Raw genomic sequence first — 20,375 nt, 5'->3', positions numbered from 1 at the left:
GATGAAGATTCGCTCACAGATCGGCATGGTGCTGAACCTGGACAAATGCATCGGCTGCCACACCTGCTCGATCACTTGCAAGAACGTGTGGACCAGCCGCGAAGGCATGGAGTACGCCTGGTTCAACAACGTCGAATCCAAGCCCGGCATCGGCTACCCCAAGGAGTGGGAAAACCAGGACAAATGGAAGGGCGGCTGGGTGCGCAACGCCAACGGCAGCATCAACCCGCGTATCGGCGGCAAGTTCCGCGTGCTGGCGAATATCTTCGCCAACCCGGACCTACCGAGCCTGGACGACTACTACGAGCCGTTCGACTTCGATTACCAGCACCTGCACACCGCGCCGTTGGGCGAGCACCAACCGACCGCGCGGCCGCGCTCGGTGGTGTCGGGCAAGCGCATGCAGAAAATCGAGTGGGGCCCGAACTGGGAGGAAATCCTCGGCACCGAGTTCGCCAAGCGCCGCAAGGACAAGAACTTCGACCAGATCCAGGCCGATATCTACGGCGAGTACGAAAACACCTTCATGATGTACCTGCCGCGCCTGTGCGAGCACTGCCTCAACCCGGCGTGCGCGGCGTCGTGCCCCAGTGGTGCGATCTACAAGCGTGAAGAAGACGGCATCGTGCTGATCGACCAGGAAAAATGCCGCGGCTGGCGTATGTGCATCAGCGGTTGCCCGTACAAGAAAATCTACTTCAACTGGAAGAGCGGCAAGTCCGAGAAATGCATCTTCTGCTACCCGCGCATTGAGGCCGGCATGCCCACCGTGTGTGCGGAAACCTGCGTCGGGCGCATCCGCTACCTCGGCGTTCTGCTCTACGACGCCGACCGCATCAGCGAAGTGGCGAGCACGGCCGGCGAGCACGACCTGTATGAAAAGCAACTGGAGATCTTCCTCGACCCGAATGACCCGGCGGTGATCCGCCAGGCCCTGGCCGATGGCGTGCCGCAGTCGGTGATCGACTCGGCGCAGCGTTCCCCCGTGTACAAAATGGCCGTGGACTGGAAGCTCGCACTGCCGCTGCACCCGGAATACCGCACCTTGCCGATGGTCTGGTACGTGCCGCCGCTGTCGCCGATCCAGAACGCTGCCGCTGCTGGCACCGTGGGCATGAACGGGGTGATTCCGGACGTGGACAGCCTGCGCATTCCGCTGCGCTACCTGGCCAACATGCTCACCGCCGGCGATGAGAAACCGGTCAAGCGTGCCCTCAAACGCCTGCTGGCGATGCGGGCTTTCAAGCGCTCGCAGCAGGTGGACGGCGTGCAGGACCTGCAAGTGCTCGAAGACGTGGGCCTGAGCGTGCCGCAGGTGGAAGAGATGTACCGCTACCTGGCGATTGCCAACTACGAAGACCGCTTTGTGGTGCCGAGCGCGCACCGTGAGGACGCCATGAGCGACGCCTTCGCCGAACGCTCCGGTTGCGGCTTCAGCTTTGGCAGCGGTTGCAGCGGCAGTTCCGACACCAACATGTTCGGTGCCAGGAAAGCCAACCGTCGCGACGTGCTGAAAACCGTCCAGATCTGGGAGGACTGAGCCATGCGCATTCTTAAAGTGATTTCGTTGCTGCTGGACTATCCCACCGAGGCCCTGGTGAATGGCCGCGATGAACTGGAGCAGGCAATTATCGAGTCGCGGGAAATCAGCCCCAAGCAACGCGGCGCGTTGTTCGAGCTGTTGGAGCTGATCTGCGCCAATGACCTGATGGATGGCCAGGAACACTACGGCGCGTTGTTCGGTCGTGGTCGTTCGCTGTCGCTGCTGCTGTTTGAACACGTGCACGGCGAGTCCCGGGATCGTGGCCAGGCGATGGTCGACATGATGGCCCAGTACGAGGCCGCGGGGTTTGCCATCGGCGTCAAGGAGCTGCCGGACTATATCCCGCTGTACCTGGAGTTCCTCTCCACCCGCGAAGACATCGAAGCCCGCGAAGGCCTGGCGGATGTGGCGCACCTGTTGGCGTTGCTTGCGGCGCGCCTGGAAGAGCGTGAGAGCGCCTACGCCAGTTGCATGCGTGCGCTGTTGCAGATCGCCGGCACCGAGCCGCACCAGGCCGTGGCCGAGGTGCGCGCCCAAGTGGCGGCCGAGCCACGCGACGACTCCCTCGAAGCCCTCGACAAGGTCTGGGAAGAGGAGGCCGTGGACTTTATGCAGGCCGAGCAGCAGGACCGTTGCAGCGCGATGCCAAGCGCACCCGGCAAGGCACGGGAAGAAAGCGCCGTGCCGCTGCATTGGGTGGATTTTCAGCAAGCAGCGCCGGCCGCCATGCCGGCCGGGGAGGTGGGTAATGTCTAAGTGGAATTTGCTGGTATTCGGGGTGTACCCCTATGTGGCCCTGGCGGTCTGTCTGCTGGGCAGTTGGGCGCGGTTCGACCTGTCGCAGTACACCTGGAAGGCCGGCTCCAGCCAGATGCTGAACAACCGTGGCATGCGCGTGGCGAGCAACTTTTTCCATATCGGCGTGCTGTTTGTGCTGGCCGGGCATTTTGTCGGCCTGCTCACACCGGCGTCGGTCTATCACCACGTAATCAGCACTGAAAACAAGCAACTGCTGGCGATGGTCTCCGGCGGATTCTTCGGCCTGCTGTGTCTGGTGGGGTTACTGATGCTGGTCAAGCGTCGCTTGAGCGACCCGCGGGTACGCGCCACATCGAGTGCGTCGGACATCCTGGTCCTGCTGGTGCTGCTCGCGCAGTTACTGCTCGGTTTACTGACCATCGTCGCCTCGACCGGGCACATGGACGGCTCGGTGATGGTGATGCTCGCCGACTGGGCGCAGAACGTGGTGTTGCTGCGGCCGGTGCAGGCGGCGGAATCGATTGCGCCGGTGTCGCTGATCTACAAGGCCCACGTGGCATTGGGCTTGACCCTGTTCGTGCTGTTCCCGTTTACCCGCCTGGTGCACATGGTCAGCGCGCCGATCTGGTACCTGGGGCGGCGCTACCAAATCGTGCGGCAGAAGTCGTGAGGAGCGCGTGATGACCCAGCCTGAATTGATTGCCAGCAGTGAACAGGAATGGCCCATCGTCAGCGTCAACGGCGTGTCGATCACGCCCGAGGCGATGGCCCTGGAGTTGCAATACCACCCGGCCGAAAGCCGCGAAGCAGCGGTGTACCTGGCGGCCCGCGCCCTGGTGATTCGCGAGTTGCTGCAACAGCGCATTGCCGAGCTCGGCCTGACGGTGGACATCGCCCCCGGCGAGAACGAAGAGGAAGCGGCCACGCGCTTGCTGCTGGAGCGCGAAATCAGCGTGCCGCAGTGCGACGAAGCGACATGCCGGCATTACTTTGAGAGCAATCGCGGGCGCTTCCACAGCGCGCCGTTGCTGGCGGTGCGGCACATCCTGTTCGAGTGCGCGCCAGACGATGCCGAGGCGCGCCAGATGGCCCATGTGCAGGCGCAAATCCTGTTGCTGAGCCTGGCACAGACCCCCGGCGGTTTCGCCGAGCTGGCGCTGAAGTATTCGGCGTGCCCCTCCAAGGCCCAGGGCGGTTCGCTGGGCCAGATCAGCAAGGGCCAGACCGTGCCTGAACTGGAGCGCCAGCTGTTCACCCTGGCACCGGGCCTGGCCGACAAACCGTTGGAAAGCCGCTATGGCTGGCATGTGATCAGCATCGACCAGCGTATCGAAGGGCAGCCGTTGCCTTATGAAGCGGTGGCCGGGGCGATTCGCACCCAGCTGCAACAAGGCGTGTGGCAGAGGGCATTGGTGCAGTACCTGCAAACCCTGATCGGCGCGGCGGACATTCGTGGCCTTGCGCTGCAGGGCGCCGACTCGCCGCTGGTGCAGTGACATGAGCCTGGTGGATGGGCTCGGCCGTACCATCGATTACCTGCGCTTGTCGGTGACCGACCGGTGTGATTTTCGCTGTGTGTACTGCATGGCGAAGACCATGACCTTCCTGCCGCGCCAGCAGGTGTTGAGCCTGGAGGAACTGGAGCGCCTGGCCCGGCTGTTCGTGGGCCAGGGCGTGCGCAAGATCCGCCTGACCGGCGGTGAGCCGCTGATCCGGCCGGGGATTGTCGGGCTGTGCCGCAACATCGCGGCGCTGCCGGGCTTGCGTGAACTGGTGATGACCAGCAACGGCTCGCAACTGGCGCGATTGGCGCGCCCCCTGGTGGACGCAGGGGTCAAGCGCATGAACATCAGCCTCGACAGCCTGGACCCCGAGCGGTTTCGGGCGATCACCCGCAACGGTGACCTGCGCCAGGTACTGGACGGTATCGAGGCGGCGCGGGATGCGGGGTTCGAGCGGGTCAAGCTCAATTGCGTGGTGATGAAAGGGCGCAATTTCGACGAGGTGCCGGGGTTGGTGCGGTATGCGATCAAGCACGGGATCGATATCAGTTTTATCGAGGAAATGCCCTTGGGGGATGTGGGGCGTTCGCGCGGGGAGACGTTCTGTGCCAGTGATGACGTGCGTGGGGTGATTGCCCGTGAGCATGTGTTGCTCGACAGCACCGAGAGCAGCGGTGGGCCGGCCAGGTATGTGCGGTTGGTGGGGCATCCGCGGACGCGGATCGGGTTTATTTCGCCTAATTCGCAGAGTTTTTGCGGCAGTTGCAATCGGGTGCGGATGACGGTGGAGGGGCGGTTGTTGTTGTGTCTGGGGCAGGAGGATGCGCTGGACCTGCGTGGGTTGCTCAGGCGCTATCCCTTGGAGGATGGGCCGTTGGTTGAGGCGTTGCATCGGGCATTGCGGGGGAAGCCTTTGGGGCATGATTTTACGGGGGCGGGGGAGGTGCAGGTGGTGAGGTTTATGAGCGTGAGTGGGGGGTGATCGTGGGTTGTTTGGTCGTCGTGTACATATCCGTTTCTTCGGTCACGGCGGCTTATGGTTCCGCCGCAATGGGCCATCCATGGCCCAGTGCGGCTAACCCGGCGTCCTGCCGGGTTACCCACGGATTCAAGCCTGCGTTCGGCCAGCGTGTTTGACGGGGCGATCCCAGATCAAAAGCAAGAGCGCGGCGGCCTTAGAGCCGACCGGATTGTATGGCCGGTACTCGGTCAAAGTGTGGGAGGGGGCTTGCCCCCTCCCACAGTTTGATCTCCATACATCAGTTAGATATCCGCCTGCTTTTGATCTGGCTTTTGATTTTGATCTTAGGCGGCCCCCCAAATCACTGTCGAATTACGGGTACACCGAGCCTAAGCGAGGTGCCGAGTGTTAGGGCAAGAGCGTTTTGCTTACTTTTGCGCTTTTCAAAAGTGAGCCGCCGTTACCGAAGAAACGGATATGCCTCCGATCTGAAAAACCTTGACCCCGATCAAGGGCATCCAAGGCCAATCTTCGTAATATCACCGCATATTGTGTTTAAAGACTAAAAAATACCTATATGTAGTGTTTGGAGCCTCCCCAATGCAAACCACGCTCACCCCCCTGGCCAGCACCCGCCTGCACAAACGCGACGGCACGCTCGTCCCCTTCGACGCCGAAAAAATCCGCCAGGCCCTGATCGCCGCCGGCACCGCCACCGGCGAATACCAGCCCCCCGACGTCGACCTGCTGCTGGGCGCCGTTCTGGCCCGCCTGAGGGGCATCGACCAACTGGACGTCGAACAAATCCAGGACAGTGTCGAACGCGTGTTGATGGACGCCGGCTACTTCCTGTCGATGCGCGCCTACATCGTCTACCGCGAACAACACGGCCGCCTGCGCCGCGACCGCAAGACCCTGGTGGAAGTCGCCACCTCCATGAACGAATACCTCGACCGCGAAGACTGGCGCGTGCAGGCCAATGCCAACCAGGGCTACTCCCTCGGTGGGCTGGTGCTGAATGTGGCGGGCAAGGTCACCGCCAATTACTGGCTGGATGAGGTCTACAGCGAGCAGATCGGCCGTGCGCACCGCGAAGCCGACCTGCATATCCATGACCTGGACATGCTCGCCGGTTACTGCGCCGGCTGGTCCCTGCGTTCGTTGTTGCACGAAGGCCTCAATGGCGTGCCGGGGCGTGTGGAGGCCGGGCCGCCCAAGCACTTGAGCAGCGCGCTCGGGCAGATGGTCAACTTCCTCGGCACCCTGCAGAACGAATGGGCCGGTGCACAGGCGTTCAGTTCCTTCGACACCTACCTGGCGCCCTATGTGCGCAAGGATCAGCTGAGCTATTCGCAAGTGCGCCAGGCGGTGCAGGAGTTCATCTACAACCTCAACGTGCCGTCACGCTGGGGCACCCAGACGCCGTTTACCAACCTGACGTTCGACTGGGTTTGCCCCGAAGATCTGCGTGAACAGGTGCCGGTGATCGGCGGCGAGGAAATGCCGTTTGCCTATGGCGACCTGCAAGCCGAAATGGCGTTGATCAACCGCGCCTACATCGAAGTGATGCAGGCCGGGGACGCCAAGGGCCGGGTGTTCACCTTCCCGATCCCGACCTACAACATCACTCATGATTTTCCCTGGGACAGTGACAACGCTGATCGCCTGTTCGAGATGACCGCACGTTACGGCCTGCCGTACTTCCAGAACTTCCTCAATTCAGACATGCAGCCCAACCAGGTGCGCTCGATGTGCTGTCGCCTGCAACTGGACGTGCGCGAATTGCTCAAGCGTGGCGGCGGGCTGTTTGGCTCGGCGGAGCAGACCGGCAGCCTGGGGGTGGTGACCATCAACTGTGCGCGCCTGGGCTACCTGTTCAAGGGTGACCCCTCGGGCTTGCTGCAACGCCTGGACAGCCTGATGGACATGGCCATGGAGAGCCTGGAGGTCAAGCGCAAGGTGATCCAGCATCACATGGACGCCGGTCTCTACCCCTACACCAAGCGCTACCTGGGCACGCTGCGCAACCACTTCTCCACCATCGGCCTCAATGGCATGCACGAGATGCTGCGCAATTTCAGCGGCGATGAACAGGGCATGCACACCGAGCAGGGCCGCGCCTTTGCGCTCAAGTTGCTCGACCATGTGCGCGCCACCTTGCTGCGCTTCCAGGAGGACACCGGCCATCTCTACAACCTGGAGGCGACGCCGGCCGAAGGCACCACCTATCGCTTCGCCAAGGAAGACCGCAAGCGCTACCCCGGCATCCTGCAGGCGGGCAGCGATGTCGCGCCGTACTACACCAACTCGTCGCAACTGCCGGTGGGCTTTACCCAGGACCCGTTCGAAGCCCTGGAACTGCAAGACGAACTGCAATGCAAATACACCGGCGGCACCGTGTTGCACCTGTACATGGCCGAGCAGATTTCCTCGACCCAGGCCTGCAAGCAGTTGGTGCGCAAGGCGCTGGGGCGCTTCCGCCTGCCGTACCTCACGGTGACGCCGACGTTTTCGATCTGCCCGGTGCATGGCTATCTGGCCGGTGAACACGAGTTCTGCCCCAAGTGCGATGAAGTGCTGGCAGCCGCTCGTTAAACCAAGCTTTTCAACCCCAAGGAGATTCACCATGCAAGTATCCCAGCCACAACGTCAGCGCTGCGAAGTCTGGACCCGGGTGATGGGTTATCACCGGCCGGTGTCGGCGTTCAACCCCGGCAAGCAGTCCGAGCACAAGGAGCGCGTGCACTTCACCGAAACAGCTGCGGCGGCCGGGCGTCAATGAGCCGAGCGCTACGGGTCGGGGGCCTGGTGCCCCTGACCACCCTCGACTACCCCGGCATGCTCGCCTGCGTGCTGTTCTGCCAGGGCTGTGCCTGGCGTTGTCGTTATTGCCATAACCCGGACCTGATCCCGCCGCGCGCCAGCACGCAAGTGGATTGGCGCCGGGTGCTGCTGTTTCTGCAACGGCGCCGGGACCTGCTCGATGCCGTGGTGTTCAGCGGCGGCGAGCCGACCTTGCAGGAAGGCTTGCGGGCGGCGATGGATGAAGTGCGGGCGATGGGTTTTCACATCGGCTTGCACAGCGCGGGGATCAAACCGGCAGGGTTTGCCAATGCGTTGCGTCATGCCGACTGGGTCGGGTTCGACGTGAAGGCCCTGGCCGAAGACTGCCAGTCGATCACCCAGGTCAAGGGCAGCGGCGCCGCCAACTGGCGCAGCCTCGACACTTTGCTCGCCAGTGGCGTGGACTATGAATGCCGCACCACGGTGCATTGGCACTTGATCGACCCACCCCGGTTGTTGCTGCTGGCCCAGCGTCTGCAAGCCACCGGTGTGCAGCGCTTCGCCGTGCAAATGGTGCGCACCGTCAGCATGCTCGACCGGCAATTGCCGAGTGCGCCGGCACAGGCCGCGTTACCCGAGCTGTGGGGCCGTTTGCGCGAGTTGTTTCCCGCGTTTGTCTTGCGCGGGTGATCACCCTACGCCTTGCACGACCTGGCTGGCCCCCAGCCATGCACCGCAGCAGTGCGCGGGTTGGCAAATGTGGGAGGGGGGCTTGTCCCCGATGACGCAGTATCAGTGACAGATGGACTGGCTGACCCACTGCCATCGGGGCAAGCCCCTTCCCACAGTTTCAATCCTGGCAGGTTCTGATATAGCGCTTGCTTCAGTGGGCCCAGCCCCAGAACTGCAGCCACCAGCCATAGCCGATCAACCCGGTACTCATCAGCATGCATAGGAACGCCCGTCCGCGAGGCAGTCCCTCGAGTCGTTGCCACGCCAACCACAGGCACCAGCCGATCGCCGCCATCAAGATCCCCGCTCGCAGCGGTTGCACCCACGCCAATACCAAGCCTTCATACCGCAACAGCTTCACCGTGGTCGCCGACAACCCCAGGAACAATCCTGCGCCCGCCAGGGGCGTCAACGTCAATGCCAGGGGCCGAAACATTGCGCCATCACTCGCCCAGCGCGCAGCCAGGTGCAACAACAGCCAGCACCCGCCGCCCACCACCAGCGAACTGGCGGCCAGATACAGCACGATGCACGCCCCATCCAGCCAACTGAAACTGTCATTGAGTTGCGGATAATGGGTGAGCAACCACCAGGGGGCGTTGTCTTGCAGCGGCCATAGCCAGTCGCGGCTCACCATCCACTCGGCCAGGTGTTGCTTGAGGGCGATGAACCAGGGGCTCAGCGTCCACTGAAACGCGCCCATGGCCAGGCCGATCACGCCGAACAGCAGCAGGCGTACGTCCCAGGCCGAACCGTGTTGCAACGGAGCCTGCAGAATTTCCTGGTTGCATGAGCGGGCGATCAATTGCACCGCGCCGCGTTGCCCGCTGCAGCGGCCGCAGGCGTGGCATTCGCTGGCGCCTTGCAGGCGACGGATGTCCAGCAGCGGCGCGCAGTTGGGCAACGGCAGGCGCGGCGCGGCGTTGGCCTTCCAGCGTTGTTCATCCACGGCGAAGTGCACCGGCGCCAGGCGGGCGAGCAGGGCGAAGACGCCGCTGACCGGGCACAGGTAGCGGCACCAGACGCGTTTGCCGCGCACGAACAGCAGGCCCACCACAACCGCCGCGAGAGTCGAGCCACCGAGGATCAGCAGCGCGGCCGGGGCGTAGTCGTACACGCTGATCAACTGGCCATAGAGCGTGGTCAAGCAAAAACCCAGGGTCGGCCAGCCGCCCCAGCGTAGCCAGCGCGGAATGCCCAGGCCGCGTCCGTGCTGGCTGGCCCATTCGCTCAAGGCACCTTCCGGGCAGAGCACGCCGCACCACAGGCGCCCGAACAGCACCATCGACAGCAACACGAAGGGCCACCAGAGGCCCCAGAAGATGAATTGTGCAAGCAGCGTGAGGTTGTTGAGCAGGCGCGCCTGGCTGTCCGGCAGGGGCAGCAGCGTCGGCAACACCAGCAGCACGGCGTACACCAGCACCACCACCCATTGCACAATTTGGATCAGCCGCCCATGGCGGCGCATGCCATCGCCCAGTCGCTGTAGCCAGCTCATGCGGCTTGCCGTGACCGGCGCAGGCCGTTACCCACCAGCAGCCAATAGCCGAGCAACACCATTACCGTGATCAGGCTGGGCGCGGCACGGTAGCCGGCGAAGTCTGCCAGCAACGCGCCCAGGCCATGGCTGTCACTGAGCAGCAGGCTGCTGTCCCAGCGGCTGTCGCCAAAGGCCGAGTAGACCCAGTCGGGCATGTCCATCGCCAACAGTTGCCCACTGATGCGGTCCACCGCAGACACCAGCAAAGCGCCGCCCAGCAGCAACAGCAAGGCTTCGCTGACGGCAAAAAAACGTGCCCAGGAAATAAAGCGTCGGCTGCTGCGCAACAGCACCACGCTCAGCCCGGCCAGCACCAGCCCCAGCACGCCACCGACGGCGAACAGGCCCAGAGCTTCGTCGTGCAGACGGGCACCGGCGCCATACAAAAACACCACGGTCTCGCTGCCTTCGCGGCTCACTGCCAGCAGGGCCAGCAGCAACACGCCCCAACCGCCGTGCCGGGCCAGGTGCTGGTCGGCTTCATTGACCAGCCGGTGTTTGAGCGTGGGCGCATGGCGATGCATCCAGAACACCATCTGCACCATCAGGCCGCTGGCGACCAGGGTCAGCGCCGCTTGCAGCCATTCACCCTCGGGGCCGGTCATGGTTTCGCCGGCCCACAGCATCAACCCCGCCAGCCCGGCGGAACCGAGCAGGCCCAGCAGCACGCCGGCCCAGAGGTAACGGGCCAGGCGTGAGCGACCGGCCTGGCAGCTGATCCAGGCCTGCAGAATGCCGATCACCAGCAGCGCCTCGACGCTTTCGCGCCACACAATAAACATCGATGTGTTCATCAACGGCTCCTATTCGGCGCGGATGCTGCCTTGGGGCAGTTGAGGGTTGAATTCGTCGAAGAACGGATAGGTGCCTGGCTTCAGAGGATGGATCACCACAAAGGTGGTCACCCCAGGGGACAAGACTTTCTCCACCCGCAACGGTGTGCTCTCGAATTCGGCCGGGCCTTGGCCGAGGTTCTTGAGTACGATCTTGAAACGCTCGCCGGCCTTGACCGCCAACTGGGGCGGCGTGAAGCGGCCGTCTTGCAGAGTCAGCTCATAGCTGGGCAAAGGCGCCGCCAAGGCTGCACCGTTCAGCGAAAAAACGCCGAGCAGCAGGGCGCGGCGCATCAATAGCCGCCTTTCTTGCCGATGCCGGCATAGACGAATTCGTAATGCACTTCGCAGCGTTCGAACCAAGGGGCGACGCCGGTTTCCTTGTCGGTGTGACGGCCCAGGAAGGGGTGGCCGGAAGGAGGGGTAACGGTGAAGGTCAGGCTGTACTTGCCCGGCCCTTGTAGTTTGACGTTGTCGCCATAGTGCGGGCCGTCATTGGCGACCATGGCGTGGAAGTCACCGTTGATGGGCGGCGTGTCACCTTGTTTTTTCAGCGCGAAGGACAGGTTCAGGTAAGGCACGAAACTGCCTTCCTGAAAGCCTTGGGCGTTGTCTGCCGTGGCGCGCACATCGGCTTCCAGGTGCACGTCGGAATCGGCGGTGGCGCGCATCATGCCGGCGGGGGCCATCTCGATCGGTTGCAGGTACACCGCACCGATTTCCAGCCCCGGGCAGTGTTGCGGTTCGCCGATCGGGTACTCCTTGGCGGACACCGCGAAGGTGGTCATCAACAGGAGAATGGGCAGCAGGGATGAGGTACGCATGAGGGCTTCCTGACGGGAAAGGGGAGAGGGCCCGAGTCTAGGAAGGTCTGCCGTGAATAATAATGATTCTTGTCAAATTTGCAGGATATTTCATGATTGCCCGGCTTGATCCGTGTCAAGGCCGGGTTGGTATCGTGGCATTAGACTTGACCTACAGTTCACCGGTAGGAAGCTGCTTCATGGCCAAGCCATTTCCGCTGCATCCCAAACACCCTGAACGCATCTGCTGGGGGTGTGACCGCTATTGCGGCGCCTCTGACCTGGCCTGCGGCAACGGTGCCGATCGCACCATGCATCCGGCCGAAATGCTCGGTGATGACTGGTACGAACAGGGCGATTGGGGATTGGCGCCCGAACCTTCGCCAGCACCCTGCACCGAAGCCCCGGCACTACCCGTGAGGCTTCGGTGAAACATGCTTCAGGCTGCCAGGGTCTTGGTTGCCTGCTGCTTTTTATGCGCTGTTTTCATCGCTTCCATCTCGGCGCCCAGTTCTTCAAGTTGTGCTTTCCCGAGTAATTTTCTCGCTTGAGGAAACATCTCGCTTTCCTCCTCTTCGATATGGTGTTCCAACAGCTCCTTGACCACTTTGACGCGGCCGGAAAACTCTGTTGTCGAAGGTTCGGTCTGCTTCAGGTCGGGCAGTACCAGGGCGTCGACGGTACGGTGCTCTTCCTTGGCCTCGTGGTACATGATGTCTTGTTCCTTGCCGCCGGCTTTTCTGAACGCCGGGTACAGGATTTCTTCCTCCAGCTTGGTGTGCAGGCTGATTTCCGCTTCCAGCTTGGCCAGCAGTTCAGTGCGTTTCTTGACCCCGCGTTCGGTGGATTCACTCAGTTGAGTCAACAGGGCTTTGACGCGTTCGTGGTCGGCTTTGAGCAGGTCAATCGCATTCATGGGTGACACCTCACGGGAAACTCAGGGCGTGTCGAAATGCACGCCTCGTCCAGTGCAGGAGTGCATCAGGTGTACCAACCTGAGATTTTTGAAATACCTCTACAAATTCAATGACCTACAGCGAGTGCGTGACGGTGCTGTTCGTGCAGGTTGCATGGTTGGCCCTGTGGCGCATTGCATTCCACCACGGCGCAAGGTTCGCGCAAATTTAAATGAACCCTCACGGCCGATGCTTGACCTAACGCATACGACCTAGGAGGTGAAGCATGGAAATTCAATATATCTGGATTGGGCTGGCGGTGATTCTGTTGCTGCTGGAGTTGTGGGCGATCAATATCGTGTTGCGCAGCACGGGGGGCTGGGAGTCCAAAGGATTATGGCTGGTGGTGCTGATTTTTGTGCCGCTGTTGGGGCTGATCGCCTGGGCGATGTTCGGGCCGAAACGGGAAATGCCGGAGCATCGTAAAAGCTGAGGCATCAGCCCATAAAAAACAGGCGCCTCGACGGCGCCTGTTTTCGTTCAGCACTCGGGCATCAGCTTGCCACAGCCCTCGCAATTGCCTCATTGAATGCCGGCAGATCGTCCGGCGTACGCGAAGTAATCAGGGTCCAGCCGTTGGCCTTGCATTCCTTGACCTCGGCATCGACCCAGCCGGCGGCACCGGCGTTTTCCAGGTCAATACGCACGCTCTTGTAGGAGGTCAGGGTCTTGCCCTTGATCACGCCTGCGTCAATCAGTGCCCAGGGTCCGTGACAAATCGCCGCGACGGTTTTACCCGCCTGCACGAATTCGTTGATCAGCTTCAACGCGGCTGCATCCTGGCGAAGCGTGTCCGCATTGACGGTGCCGCCGGGAATGACCAGTGCATCGAAATCAGCACCGGAGAGCTCGGACAGTTTTGCAGCGGATTCCACCGTCTGGTCTTTCTCGGTGTCGCCGACGAAGGTCTGTGTGGTGCCGCCCTTGCTGGAGGCGTGGGTCACCGTCGCGCCATGCCCGCGCAGTGCTTCCAACGGTTTGAGCAGTTCATCGCGCTCAATGCCGGTATTGGAGGTGATAACCAGAATATTCTTGCCGTTTAGGTGTGAACTCATGATCGAGTGTCTCCTGATGGGGAATGGGATCTGAGAGAGTTGATCCAGCGCGGGCGACAAAGGTTTAAATTAATTTGCGCTTATTTTCCGGGCGGTTGGCGCGGGCAATTTCCTTGAACTATCCACATCGGCAGGCCTCTGCTGCTTAAGCGCCCGTCATTTTCACGGGCCTTCAATTGACTGGAGACTCACCATGAATGCCGATAAAACCCCAGCACCCATCAGCTCTGAAGAAGCCCAGCGGGGCACCGACAAGGCTGACAAGGGCCAGACTCTGGAACGCCCGAATCCCAAGACCGAAACCGTCGATAAAGTAGTGACGCCCACCGAGATCAAAGACATCGAGCGTCAGACCGATGCCATCAATGAACAGGCCGCCAAGGCCGAGCGCAAACTGGGCCACTGAACATGGCCCGCGCCATCAGCGCGTCGGAGTTGGGCATTGAACTCAAGCCCGGCGACGACCACAGTCTGTTCAAGTGGTTTATCGCCAGCTTCCTGATGGGCAAGCGTATCCAGGCACCGATTGCCGCGCAGGCCTATAAGGTGATTGTCGAGGAAGAAGGCCGTGACACTGCGCGCAAGCTGCAGCACTGCACATCGCGTGAATTGGTGGCCATGCTGGGACGCGCGCATTACGTGCGCTATGACGAAACCACCGCGCAACGCTTGCTCGACCTCAGCGCCAGGTTGAACGCCGAATACGCCGGCAAGATCACCCATATGCGCAGTGTCAGCGAAAGCCGTGAGGCCTTCGAAAAACGCCTTGGGGAATTCGACGGGGTGGGCCCCAAGACCATCGAGATTTTCATGCGCGATGCTGCCAAGGTGCTGTTTTGACTGCAGCTCCCTATGTGGGCTGTGCCGGCTGGAGTTTGCCGCGTGAATACTGGCCGAGGTTCAGCGGTGAGGGCACGCACCTGCAGCGCTATGCTTCACGCTTCAATGCGGTGGAAATCAACAGCTCCTTCTATCGTCCGCACCTGGCGAAGACGTATGCACGCTGGGCGGATTCGGTACCCTCAGGCTTCCGTTTCTCGGTCAAAGTGCCCAAGCGCCTCACTCATGAGCTGCGCCTGCAAGGCTGTGAGGCTGCACTGGATGAGTTTCTTGGGCAATGCCTGCAACTGGGCGAAAAGCTGGGTTGCCTGTTGGTGCAATTACCGCCTTCGTTGCATTACGAACCGCTCGTTGCCAGCGCATTCTTCGCGGCGTTGCGCCAACGTTTCATGGGCCACGTAGTGCTTGAGCCACGTCATGGGAGTTGGCTTGCGGCTGAGGAGATGTTGCGCCACCTGCAGGTCGGGCGAGTGGCGGCCGACCCGCCGCTTATTGCGTCGGGAGACACACCGGCCGGTTGGCAGGGCGTGCGTTATTGGCGCCTGCACGGGACGCCGCGCATTTATCACAGCGCCTATGGACCTGAACGGGTCCAGGCCTATGCCCGTTTGGTCAGCGCGTCCATGGAGGATGGCGTGCCCACCTGGTGCATCTTCGACAACACGGCCAGCGGCCTGGCAACCTCCGATGCGCTGTGCCTACTCGACCTCTACCCGCAGCACTTCCACACCTAGCTGTTCATACGCTTGCACATTCGGGACGTGCCATTCGGTAATCAACGTGTGTATGCGGCTGCACGGTGCCACCACAAACGGCTCCACGGCGCCGATCTTGTCGGCCATGGTCACCGCCACCACATGGGACGCACTGTCGAGCAAGGCTTGCTTGACCGCGACCTCGTCAAAATGCAGCGAACTGATACCGACTTGCGGATGCAGCGCGCACACGCCGGTAAACAGCAGGTCGGCCTTGATGCTCTGGATCAACCGCACGGTTTCATGGCCGCTGGTGGACAGCGTCGCCGGGTTGAGTTGGCCGCCGGTGAGGATCACTTTTACATCGGGATGGTCCGCCAGGGCGATGGCGATCATCGGCGAGGTGGTGACCACCGTCAGGCGGATCGAGTGCGGCAAGGACTGAGCGATCTGCAGGGTGGTGGAGCCGGAATCGAACAGCACGATCTGGCCATCTTCGACCCGTTCGGCGGCCAGGCGGGCGAGATGGCGCTTGGCGTCGTTGGTTTCGCCCACTCGGGTGAAAAAATCCTTGCCGGTGTCTTTGGGTCGGGGCAGGGCGCCGCCGTGCACGCGTTGCAGCAGGCCGGCAGCGGCGAGCTCGCCAAGGTCGCGGCGGATGGTGTCCTGGGACACGGCGAAGTGCTCCACCAGCTCCGAGGCGGTGACTTTGCCGTCGCGTTCCAGCAGCAACAAAATCTTCTGTTTGCGCAAAGAAGGCAGGTCGATGGCTTGATGGGTGTTGTGCATGGTTTTGCGTCTTTTTGCGGGTTTGTGCGAGATTAGTCGTCTCATGCCGTAAACGCAATGGCTGGTTGTGCGGGCGATGGGCGGTTACTCTCAGCATTCAGTCCAGGGAGAGGTGACCTAGATGTCGTTGATCACAACCATCGAAGATTTACGCAAGCTCGCGCAAAAACGTGTGCCACGGATGTTCTACGACTATGCCGATTCCGGCTCCTGGACTGAGAGCACCTACCGCGCCAACGAAAGCGACTTTGCCCGCATCAAGTTCCGCCAGCGGGTGGCGCGCAATATCGACGAGCGCTCGATCCGCGCCAGCATGATCGGCCAGGACATGGCCATGCCCGTCGCGCTGGCGCCGACCGGTTTGGCCGGCATGCAGCATGCCGATGGCGAGATTCTCACCGCCCGCGCTGCCGCTGCATTTGGCCTGCGCTACACCTTGTCGACCATGAGCATCTGTTCGCTGGAAGACATCGCCGAGCACGTCGGCCAGCCGTTCTGGTTCCAGTTGTACGTGATGCGCGACCGCGCCTTTATCGAGCAGTTGATCGAGCGCGCCAAGGCCGCCGGCGTGGATGCATTGGTGCTGACCCTCGACTTGCAGATCCTCGGGCAACGCCACAAGGACTTGATCAATGGCCTGTCCGCGCCGCCCAAACTGACCCTGCCGAATATCCTCGACATGGCCACCAAGCCGCGTTGGGTGATGGGCATGCTTGGCACTAAACGGCGCGGCTTCGGCAATATCGTCGGGCATGTTAAAGGCGTGGCCGACATGAGTTCGCTGTCGTCCTGGACCGCCCAGCAATTCGACCCGCGCCTGAGTTGGGACGATGTGGAGTGGATCAAGCAGTGCTGGGGCGGCAAGTTGATCATCAAGGGCATTCTTGATGTGGAGGATGCACGCTTGGCCGCAAATGCCGGTGCCGATGCGCTGGTGGTGAGCAACCACGGAGGACGGCAATTGGATGGCGCGCCGTCGAGCATCAGCCAGTTGCCGGCGATCGTGGCGGCGGTGGGGGAGCGCATCGAGGTGTGGCTCGACGGCGGCATTCGCTCCGGCCAGGACGTGCTCAAGGCGGTGGCGTTGGGTGCCAAAGGCACGATGATCGGTCGGCCGCATTTGTATGGCCTGGGGGCGATGGGCGAGGCGGGTGTGACCAAGGCGCTCGAGATCATTGCCCGCGAGTTGGACGTGACGATGGCGCTGTGTGGGTATAACGATATACGCGATGTGAATCGCGAAATTTTGTTGCCGGGGACATTCCCGGAAAACGTTTACTGAGCAAAAAAAGCGTAAAAAAATAAAAAGAGTTGTCCACGAAAACCGTGGGTATCTCTGTGGATAACTTTGCGAAGCCCCGGCAGGGTTGGCGATTTAAGCCAAGATCAATATTTGATCAACTTCGGATTTGGCCCAGCATGGCCTGGGTTTGCGCTTGACAGGCAAGCACGAACCCAGTGCCGAAAAACATTTTTACGAGTCGCCGTTGCGGCCTGTGGAGTGGGTGACAACCTGCGTCGGCATCTTCGCTTGCATCAGTTTGTCCAGCGCCTGGCCATAACTGCGACCGGCCAGGCTCATGCTGTTGTTGTGGCTGGCACCGGGCACCAGTAACAGCCGCTTGGGCTCCCGGGCGGCTTCAAACAACTGCTGGCTGAAGCGCGGCGGTACGTAGCGGTCGTCAAGGCCATGCACCACCAGCAGCGGCATATGGATGTCGGCGATCTTGTCGATGGAGTCGAACTTCTGTGACAGCAACCAACGCACCGGCAGTGAGGTATTCGCCACGGCGGTGGCCACATCCGCCAGCGACGTAAAGGTGGATTCGATGACGAGGCCACGTACCGGCAACGGTGTCTGTTTGCCCAATTCGGCAGCCAGGTCGATGGCTACCGCGCCCCCCAGCGAGTGCCCGTAGATCAGGCGTTTCTGTGGGTCGGGTTGCAGCACCTGGAAGCGTTCCCATGCGATGCGTGCGTCTTCGTACACGGTGGTTTCCGACGGCAGCTCGCCGTGGCTCTTGCCGAAGCCGCGATAGTCGATGGCCAGCACCGAATAACCCAGGGCGTGCAGTTGCTCGATGCGAAACAGCTGCCCGGTGAGGTTCCAGCGCACGCCGTGCAGGTAGAGGATCGCGGGAGCATCTTTCTTGTCCGCCGGGTACCACCAGCCATGGATGTTCTGCCCCGATTTGAAGCTGGCCGGCTTGAGTTCGAATTCCTGCACCGCCTTGGGCAAGCCGCTGTACCAACTGGCGGTGCCTGGCTCGATGCGAAACACCAGTTCGCGTTCCTTGTGTTGCAGCACGGCGCAGCCCACCGGCAGGCCGACAATCAGCAGCGCCATGCACACCAGGGGAAACCAGCGCAGGCTCAGGCGTGAGAGAAAACGTGAAGACATGAAGGTTCCAGGTAAAAGGTCAAGCTGGGGTTTTACCAGATGGCTTGCCCAGGCAGGTATTAATTCGACAGCCGCCCATGGGTGTTTCTTACAAAGTGTTACTGCATTGAACAAGACGTGCAGAGATTGTTAGGGTGGGTGATTGTCACCGGCGACGCATGTGGGTTACATCCTGCGCGCCAGCAATGATCCATTTGCCTGGGATCGCATGAAACAAACACTCGCCCTTTCTTGAGAGTACGACCATGGACACCAGCCCCGTTCGCATCACCGCCGAAGAGACCCTTTCGAAGAACTGGTACCTGCTGAAAAAGTACAGCTTCGACCTGCGCCGCCGCGACGGCAGCTGGCAAACCCAGACCCGCGAGGTGTACGACCGCGGCAATGGCGCGACCATCCTGCTGTACAACCGCGCCCAGCGTACGGTGTTGCTGATTCGCCAGTTCCGCATGCCGACGTTCGTCAACGACTACCATGGTTACCTGATCGAAGCGGCGGCCGGGCTGCTGGATAACGCCAGCCCCGAAGAGCGCATTCGCCTGGAGGCCGAGGAAGAGACCGGCTATCGCGTCGGCCATGTCGAGAAAATCTACGCAGCGTTCATGAGCCCGGGGTCGGTGACCGAGCGGATTCACTTTTTCATGGGGGAGTACCAGCCGGGTGATCGGGTTGGGACTGGCGGTGGCTTGGAAGAGGAGGGCGAAGATATCGAAGTGCTGGAGCTGGGCTTTGAGGAGGCTTTGGCAAGGGTGCAAAACGGCGAGATTGTGGATGGCAAGACCATCATGTTGTTGCAGCATTTGGAGTTGCGGATGCTTAAAGAGGGTTGGTGAACTCCCTTTGTTTGGGTGATCCCGCTTGTTGTGGTTCGCAGCCTTCCTGTGGTGAGCAGGCTTGCCCTGCGTTGGGCTGCGCAGCAGCCCCAAAACAGACAATGCGGGGTTACCTGAAAACACCCATCGCCTGGACTGGGGCCGCTTCGCGGCCCAACGCAGGGCAAGCCTGCTCGCCACAGAGGGGCGGTGTTGCCTTGGAGGGCGGTGTTTCGGTTACCAGGTTGACTGGTCTTCGAGGCTGGCTTTTTGGAGGTCTTCTTTCCAACTGATTTGAGCGAGTTGATATACATCCACTAAAAATTCTCTAGGGTTTTCAAGTTCGTACCATTCTTCTCTTGGCCATGACGCGGCCTCATCTTCATTTATATCGAATAAGCTCTGGAAGTCATAACTTTCATTGTTCAGGCTGCTTTCTAGGGCCTTGATCAAAACATATTTATGTCTGTAAGAAAGGTAGCTTAAATTCAGGGCGTAATTTTTTATGAGGAACTCTCGGTCGGCTCTTTCGTTTGGATTATATTTCTCCAGGTCTAGACCTGGCCCTTGCTCTTGATCATATATATCAAATACACCAATGAACCATTTCAGGCTAGGATCGAACGGCTCATTTAAAAATGGGTTTTTCAACATTATTTCTTCTCGGCTGGAAAGGCGGTAAATGGCCTGGTGTTATTTTTTTTATCAAATTTCACTTCGAACCAGTTTAGGTTTTCATTAAGGGTTGGGCTTTCAACCTGTTTTTTGTTAGGGCGATAGCCTCGTCCTGCTCCGGGTAATTCCAGCTTGAGCATCGGATTTTTATTGTGATCCATTCCGTTGAACGGATCTAGCCCAAGCGATTCACGTGTCAACGCCTTGTTCAATGCGTTGAGTTGCATTTTCCAACCATGAAACTGAGAGCTTAAGTTTCCTTTCGCTCCAGGCTTATGCAATCCGGTGCTCGGGTCTGTTCCATCAATTGCTCTCTGTTTTAGCGCAGTATCGGTGATCTCAGGGCCGTGCTTGGCGACAGTGTGCATGTCATATTTTTCTTCAAGTTCTAACACGCGTCGTTTTGCATTTGCCTCAGTTAGGGCCCCAATTCGTTCGCTTCGATCTTTCCTTGTTAGCCTCGGTAGTGCTGGCTGACTTTCGTTGGCCCTGGCTTTTATAATTGGGTTTTCGACCTCACTGCCGGGCTTGCATTCACCGGCGCCAGGACATGAGCTCAGCCCTAATGGATCTACCCATCCCGTCGGGTTGGGTACGTACTGGTAAGCATTGATCCCACCCGCCAACTTCACTGAATCCGGCGTCAAGTACCGACCAACATCCGGATTGTAGTAGCGATGGCGGTTGTAGTGCAG

The 20,375-nt window shown here is 60.7% G+C and carries 24 protein-coding genes and 1 pseudogene; 15 read left to right on the top strand and 10 right to left on the bottom strand.

From position 1 onward, the window contains the following. Nucleotide 1: 1 nt before the first annotated feature. The 8 genes and pseudogenes from narH (at nucleotide 2) to BM110_RS05365 (ending at nucleotide 8,239) form a co-directional block, all read left to right on the top strand. Nucleotides 2-1,540 (top strand): nitrate reductase subunit beta, encoded by a 1,539-nt coding sequence (gene narH / locus BM110_RS05400; RefSeq protein ID WP_093512636.1) that lies wholly within the window; start codon nucleotides 2-4, stop codon nucleotides 1,538-1,540. Between the two features lie 3 nt (nucleotides 1,541-1,543). After that, complete coding sequence (gene narJ / locus BM110_RS05395; RefSeq protein ID WP_092245436.1) at nucleotides 1,544-2,299, top strand: nitrate reductase molybdenum cofactor assembly chaperone; 756 nt, start codon at nucleotides 1,544-1,546, stop codon at nucleotides 2,297-2,299. Continuing rightward, nucleotides 2,292-2,972 (top strand): respiratory nitrate reductase subunit gamma, encoded by a 681-nt coding sequence (gene narI / locus BM110_RS05390; protein WP_093123456.1) that lies wholly within the window; start codon nucleotides 2,292-2,294, stop codon nucleotides 2,970-2,972. The genes narJ and narI overlap by 8 nt, the downstream gene beginning before the upstream one ends. A 10-nt stretch (nucleotides 2,973-2,982) precedes the next feature. Continuing rightward, nucleotides 2,983-3,798 carry a peptidylprolyl isomerase gene (locus BM110_RS05385; protein WP_092245442.1) on the top strand — a complete coding sequence of 272 codons (816 nt, stop codon included), beginning with the start codon at nucleotides 2,983-2,985 and terminating at the stop codon, nucleotides 3,796-3,798. Nucleotide 3,799: 1 nt separating this feature from the next. Next, nucleotides 3,800-4,786 carry a GTP 3',8-cyclase MoaA gene (gene moaA / locus BM110_RS05380; protein ID WP_093123450.1) on the top strand — a complete coding sequence of 329 codons (987 nt, stop codon included), beginning with the start codon at nucleotides 3,800-3,802 and terminating at the stop codon, nucleotides 4,784-4,786. Between the two features lie 565 nt (nucleotides 4,787-5,351). Beyond that, a pseudogene (locus tag BM110_RS05375) lies at nucleotides 5,352-7,360 on the top strand (ribonucleoside triphosphate reductase). Between the two features lie 31 nt (nucleotides 7,361-7,391). Beyond that, nucleotides 7,392-7,547, top strand: a complete 156-nt coding sequence (gene nrdD, locus BM110_RS05370; protein WP_093123442.1) for an anaerobic ribonucleoside-triphosphate reductase — start codon at nucleotides 7,392-7,394, stop codon at nucleotides 7,545-7,547. After that, nucleotides 7,544-8,239, top strand: coding sequence for an anaerobic ribonucleoside-triphosphate reductase activating protein (locus BM110_RS05365; RefSeq protein ID WP_093512632.1), 696 nt, complete (start codon nucleotides 7,544-7,546; stop codon nucleotides 8,237-8,239). The genes nrdD and BM110_RS05365 overlap by 4 nt, the downstream gene beginning before the upstream one ends. A 193-nt stretch (nucleotides 8,240-8,432) precedes the next feature. Here the strand turns inward: BM110_RS05365 and BM110_RS05360 are convergent, their stop codons facing one another. Genes BM110_RS05360 through BM110_RS05345 form a run of 4 tightly spaced genes read right to left on the bottom strand, consistent with a single transcriptional unit; the run spans nucleotide 8,433 to nucleotide 11,478 of the window. After that, entirely contained in the window at nucleotides 8,433-9,779 is a 1,347-nt protein-coding gene (locus BM110_RS05360) for a 4Fe-4S binding protein (RefSeq protein ID WP_093512630.1), read from the bottom strand. Next, entirely contained in the window at nucleotides 9,776-10,615 is an 840-nt protein-coding gene (locus BM110_RS05355; protein WP_093512628.1) for an FTR1 family iron permease, read from the bottom strand. The genes BM110_RS05360 and BM110_RS05355 overlap by 4 nt, the downstream gene beginning before the upstream one ends. Before the next feature lie 9 nt (nucleotides 10,616-10,624). Then, on the bottom strand, nucleotides 10,625-10,948 hold the full coding sequence (locus tag BM110_RS05350) for a cupredoxin domain-containing protein (RefSeq protein ID WP_093512626.1): 324 nt from the start codon (nucleotides 10,946-10,948) through the stop codon (nucleotides 10,625-10,627). Then, a complete protein-coding gene (locus BM110_RS05345; RefSeq protein WP_093123425.1) occupies nucleotides 10,948-11,478 on the bottom strand; it encodes an iron transporter in 531 nt (176 codons plus the stop codon). The genes BM110_RS05350 and BM110_RS05345 overlap by 1 nt, the downstream gene beginning before the upstream one ends. A gap of 179 nt (nucleotides 11,479-11,657) precedes the next feature. Between BM110_RS05345 and BM110_RS05340 the strand changes: the two genes are divergently transcribed. Then, entirely contained in the window at nucleotides 11,658-11,888 is a 231-nt protein-coding gene (locus BM110_RS05340; protein ID WP_093123420.1) for a DUF3079 domain-containing protein, read from the top strand. An 8-nt stretch (nucleotides 11,889-11,896) separates the two neighbouring features. On the opposite strand, the gene BM110_RS05335 is transcribed toward BM110_RS05340, so the two are convergent. After that, the gene (locus BM110_RS05335) at nucleotides 11,897-12,373 is read right to left on the bottom strand and encodes a hemerythrin domain-containing protein (RefSeq protein WP_092245471.1); all 477 of its coding nucleotides are present in this window, start codon (nucleotides 12,371-12,373) and stop codon (nucleotides 11,897-11,899) included. A gap of 266 nt (nucleotides 12,374-12,639) precedes the next feature. On the opposite strand from BM110_RS05335, the gene BM110_RS05330 reads away from it, so the two are divergent. Continuing rightward, on the top strand, nucleotides 12,640-12,846 hold the full coding sequence (locus BM110_RS05330) for a PLDc N-terminal domain-containing protein (RefSeq protein ID WP_071491707.1): 207 nt from the start codon (nucleotides 12,640-12,642) through the stop codon (nucleotides 12,844-12,846). A gap of 61 nt (nucleotides 12,847-12,907) precedes the next feature. Here the strand turns inward: BM110_RS05330 and BM110_RS05325 are convergent, their stop codons facing one another. Beyond that, the gene (locus BM110_RS05325; RefSeq protein WP_071491706.1) at nucleotides 12,908-13,468 is read right to left on the bottom strand and encodes a type 1 glutamine amidotransferase domain-containing protein; all 561 of its coding nucleotides are present in this window, start codon (nucleotides 13,466-13,468) and stop codon (nucleotides 12,908-12,910) included. Nucleotides 13,469-13,661: 193 nt separating this feature from the next. Between BM110_RS05325 and BM110_RS05320 the strand changes: the two genes are divergently transcribed. From BM110_RS05320 to BM110_RS05310, 3 genes are read left to right on the top strand one after another with little or no spacing between them, the layout of a single operon-like run. Further along, the gene (locus BM110_RS05320) at nucleotides 13,662-13,874 is read left to right on the top strand and encodes a hypothetical protein (protein ID WP_093512624.1); all 213 of its coding nucleotides are present in this window, start codon (nucleotides 13,662-13,664) and stop codon (nucleotides 13,872-13,874) included. 2 nt (nucleotides 13,875-13,876) lie between these two features. Then, nucleotides 13,877-14,308, top strand: coding sequence for a DNA methylase (locus BM110_RS05315; RefSeq protein ID WP_071491704.1), 432 nt, complete (start codon nucleotides 13,877-13,879; stop codon nucleotides 14,306-14,308). Then, on the top strand, nucleotides 14,305-15,042 hold the full coding sequence (locus tag BM110_RS05310) for a DUF72 domain-containing protein (protein WP_093512622.1): 738 nt from the start codon (nucleotides 14,305-14,307) through the stop codon (nucleotides 15,040-15,042). The genes BM110_RS05315 and BM110_RS05310 overlap by 4 nt, the downstream gene beginning before the upstream one ends. On the opposite strand, the gene BM110_RS05305 is transcribed toward BM110_RS05310, so the two are convergent. Continuing rightward, complete coding sequence (locus BM110_RS05305; protein ID WP_093123406.1) at nucleotides 15,007-15,792, bottom strand: DeoR/GlpR family DNA-binding transcription regulator; 786 nt, start codon at nucleotides 15,790-15,792, stop codon at nucleotides 15,007-15,009. The two genes, BM110_RS05310 and BM110_RS05305, sit on opposite strands and share 36 nt — an antisense overlap. 121 nt (nucleotides 15,793-15,913) lie before the next feature. On the opposite strand from BM110_RS05305, the gene BM110_RS05300 reads away from it, so the two are divergent. After that, nucleotides 15,914-17,074: an alpha-hydroxy acid oxidase gene (locus BM110_RS05300; protein WP_092245482.1), complete on the top strand. Its 1,161-nt coding sequence runs from the start codon at nucleotides 15,914-15,916 to the stop codon at nucleotides 17,072-17,074. 192 nt (nucleotides 17,075-17,266) lie between these two features. Here the strand turns inward: BM110_RS05300 and BM110_RS05295 are convergent, their stop codons facing one another. Further along, complete coding sequence (locus BM110_RS05295) at nucleotides 17,267-18,193, bottom strand: alpha/beta hydrolase (protein WP_093512619.1); 927 nt, start codon at nucleotides 18,191-18,193, stop codon at nucleotides 17,267-17,269. A gap of 245 nt (nucleotides 18,194-18,438) precedes the next feature. On the opposite strand from BM110_RS05295, the gene BM110_RS05290 reads away from it, so the two are divergent. Then, on the top strand, nucleotides 18,439-19,026 hold the full coding sequence (locus tag BM110_RS05290; protein WP_071491699.1) for an NUDIX domain-containing protein: 588 nt from the start codon (nucleotides 18,439-18,441) through the stop codon (nucleotides 19,024-19,026). Between the two features lie 216 nt (nucleotides 19,027-19,242). Here the strand turns inward: BM110_RS05290 and BM110_RS05285 are convergent, their stop codons facing one another. Both BM110_RS05285 and BM110_RS05280 read right to left on the bottom strand, forming a co-directional pair. Beyond that, on the bottom strand, nucleotides 19,243-19,659 hold the full coding sequence (locus BM110_RS05285; RefSeq protein WP_071493052.1) for a hypothetical protein: 417 nt from the start codon (nucleotides 19,657-19,659) through the stop codon (nucleotides 19,243-19,245). Then, nucleotides 19,659-20,375 (bottom strand): RHS repeat-associated core domain-containing protein (locus BM110_RS05280; RefSeq protein WP_139220310.1); only part of this gene is annotated, 717 nt, incomplete at its 5' end. The genes BM110_RS05280 and BM110_RS05285, both read right to left, overlap by 1 nt.

It is taken from the genome of Pseudomonas sp. NFPP28 (genome assembly GCF_900115535.1).
Classification (GTDB): Bacteria; Pseudomonadota; Gammaproteobacteria; order Pseudomonadales; family Pseudomonadaceae; genus Aquipseudomonas; species Aquipseudomonas extremorientalis.
This window is presented reverse-complemented; position numbering and strand designations above follow the sequence as displayed.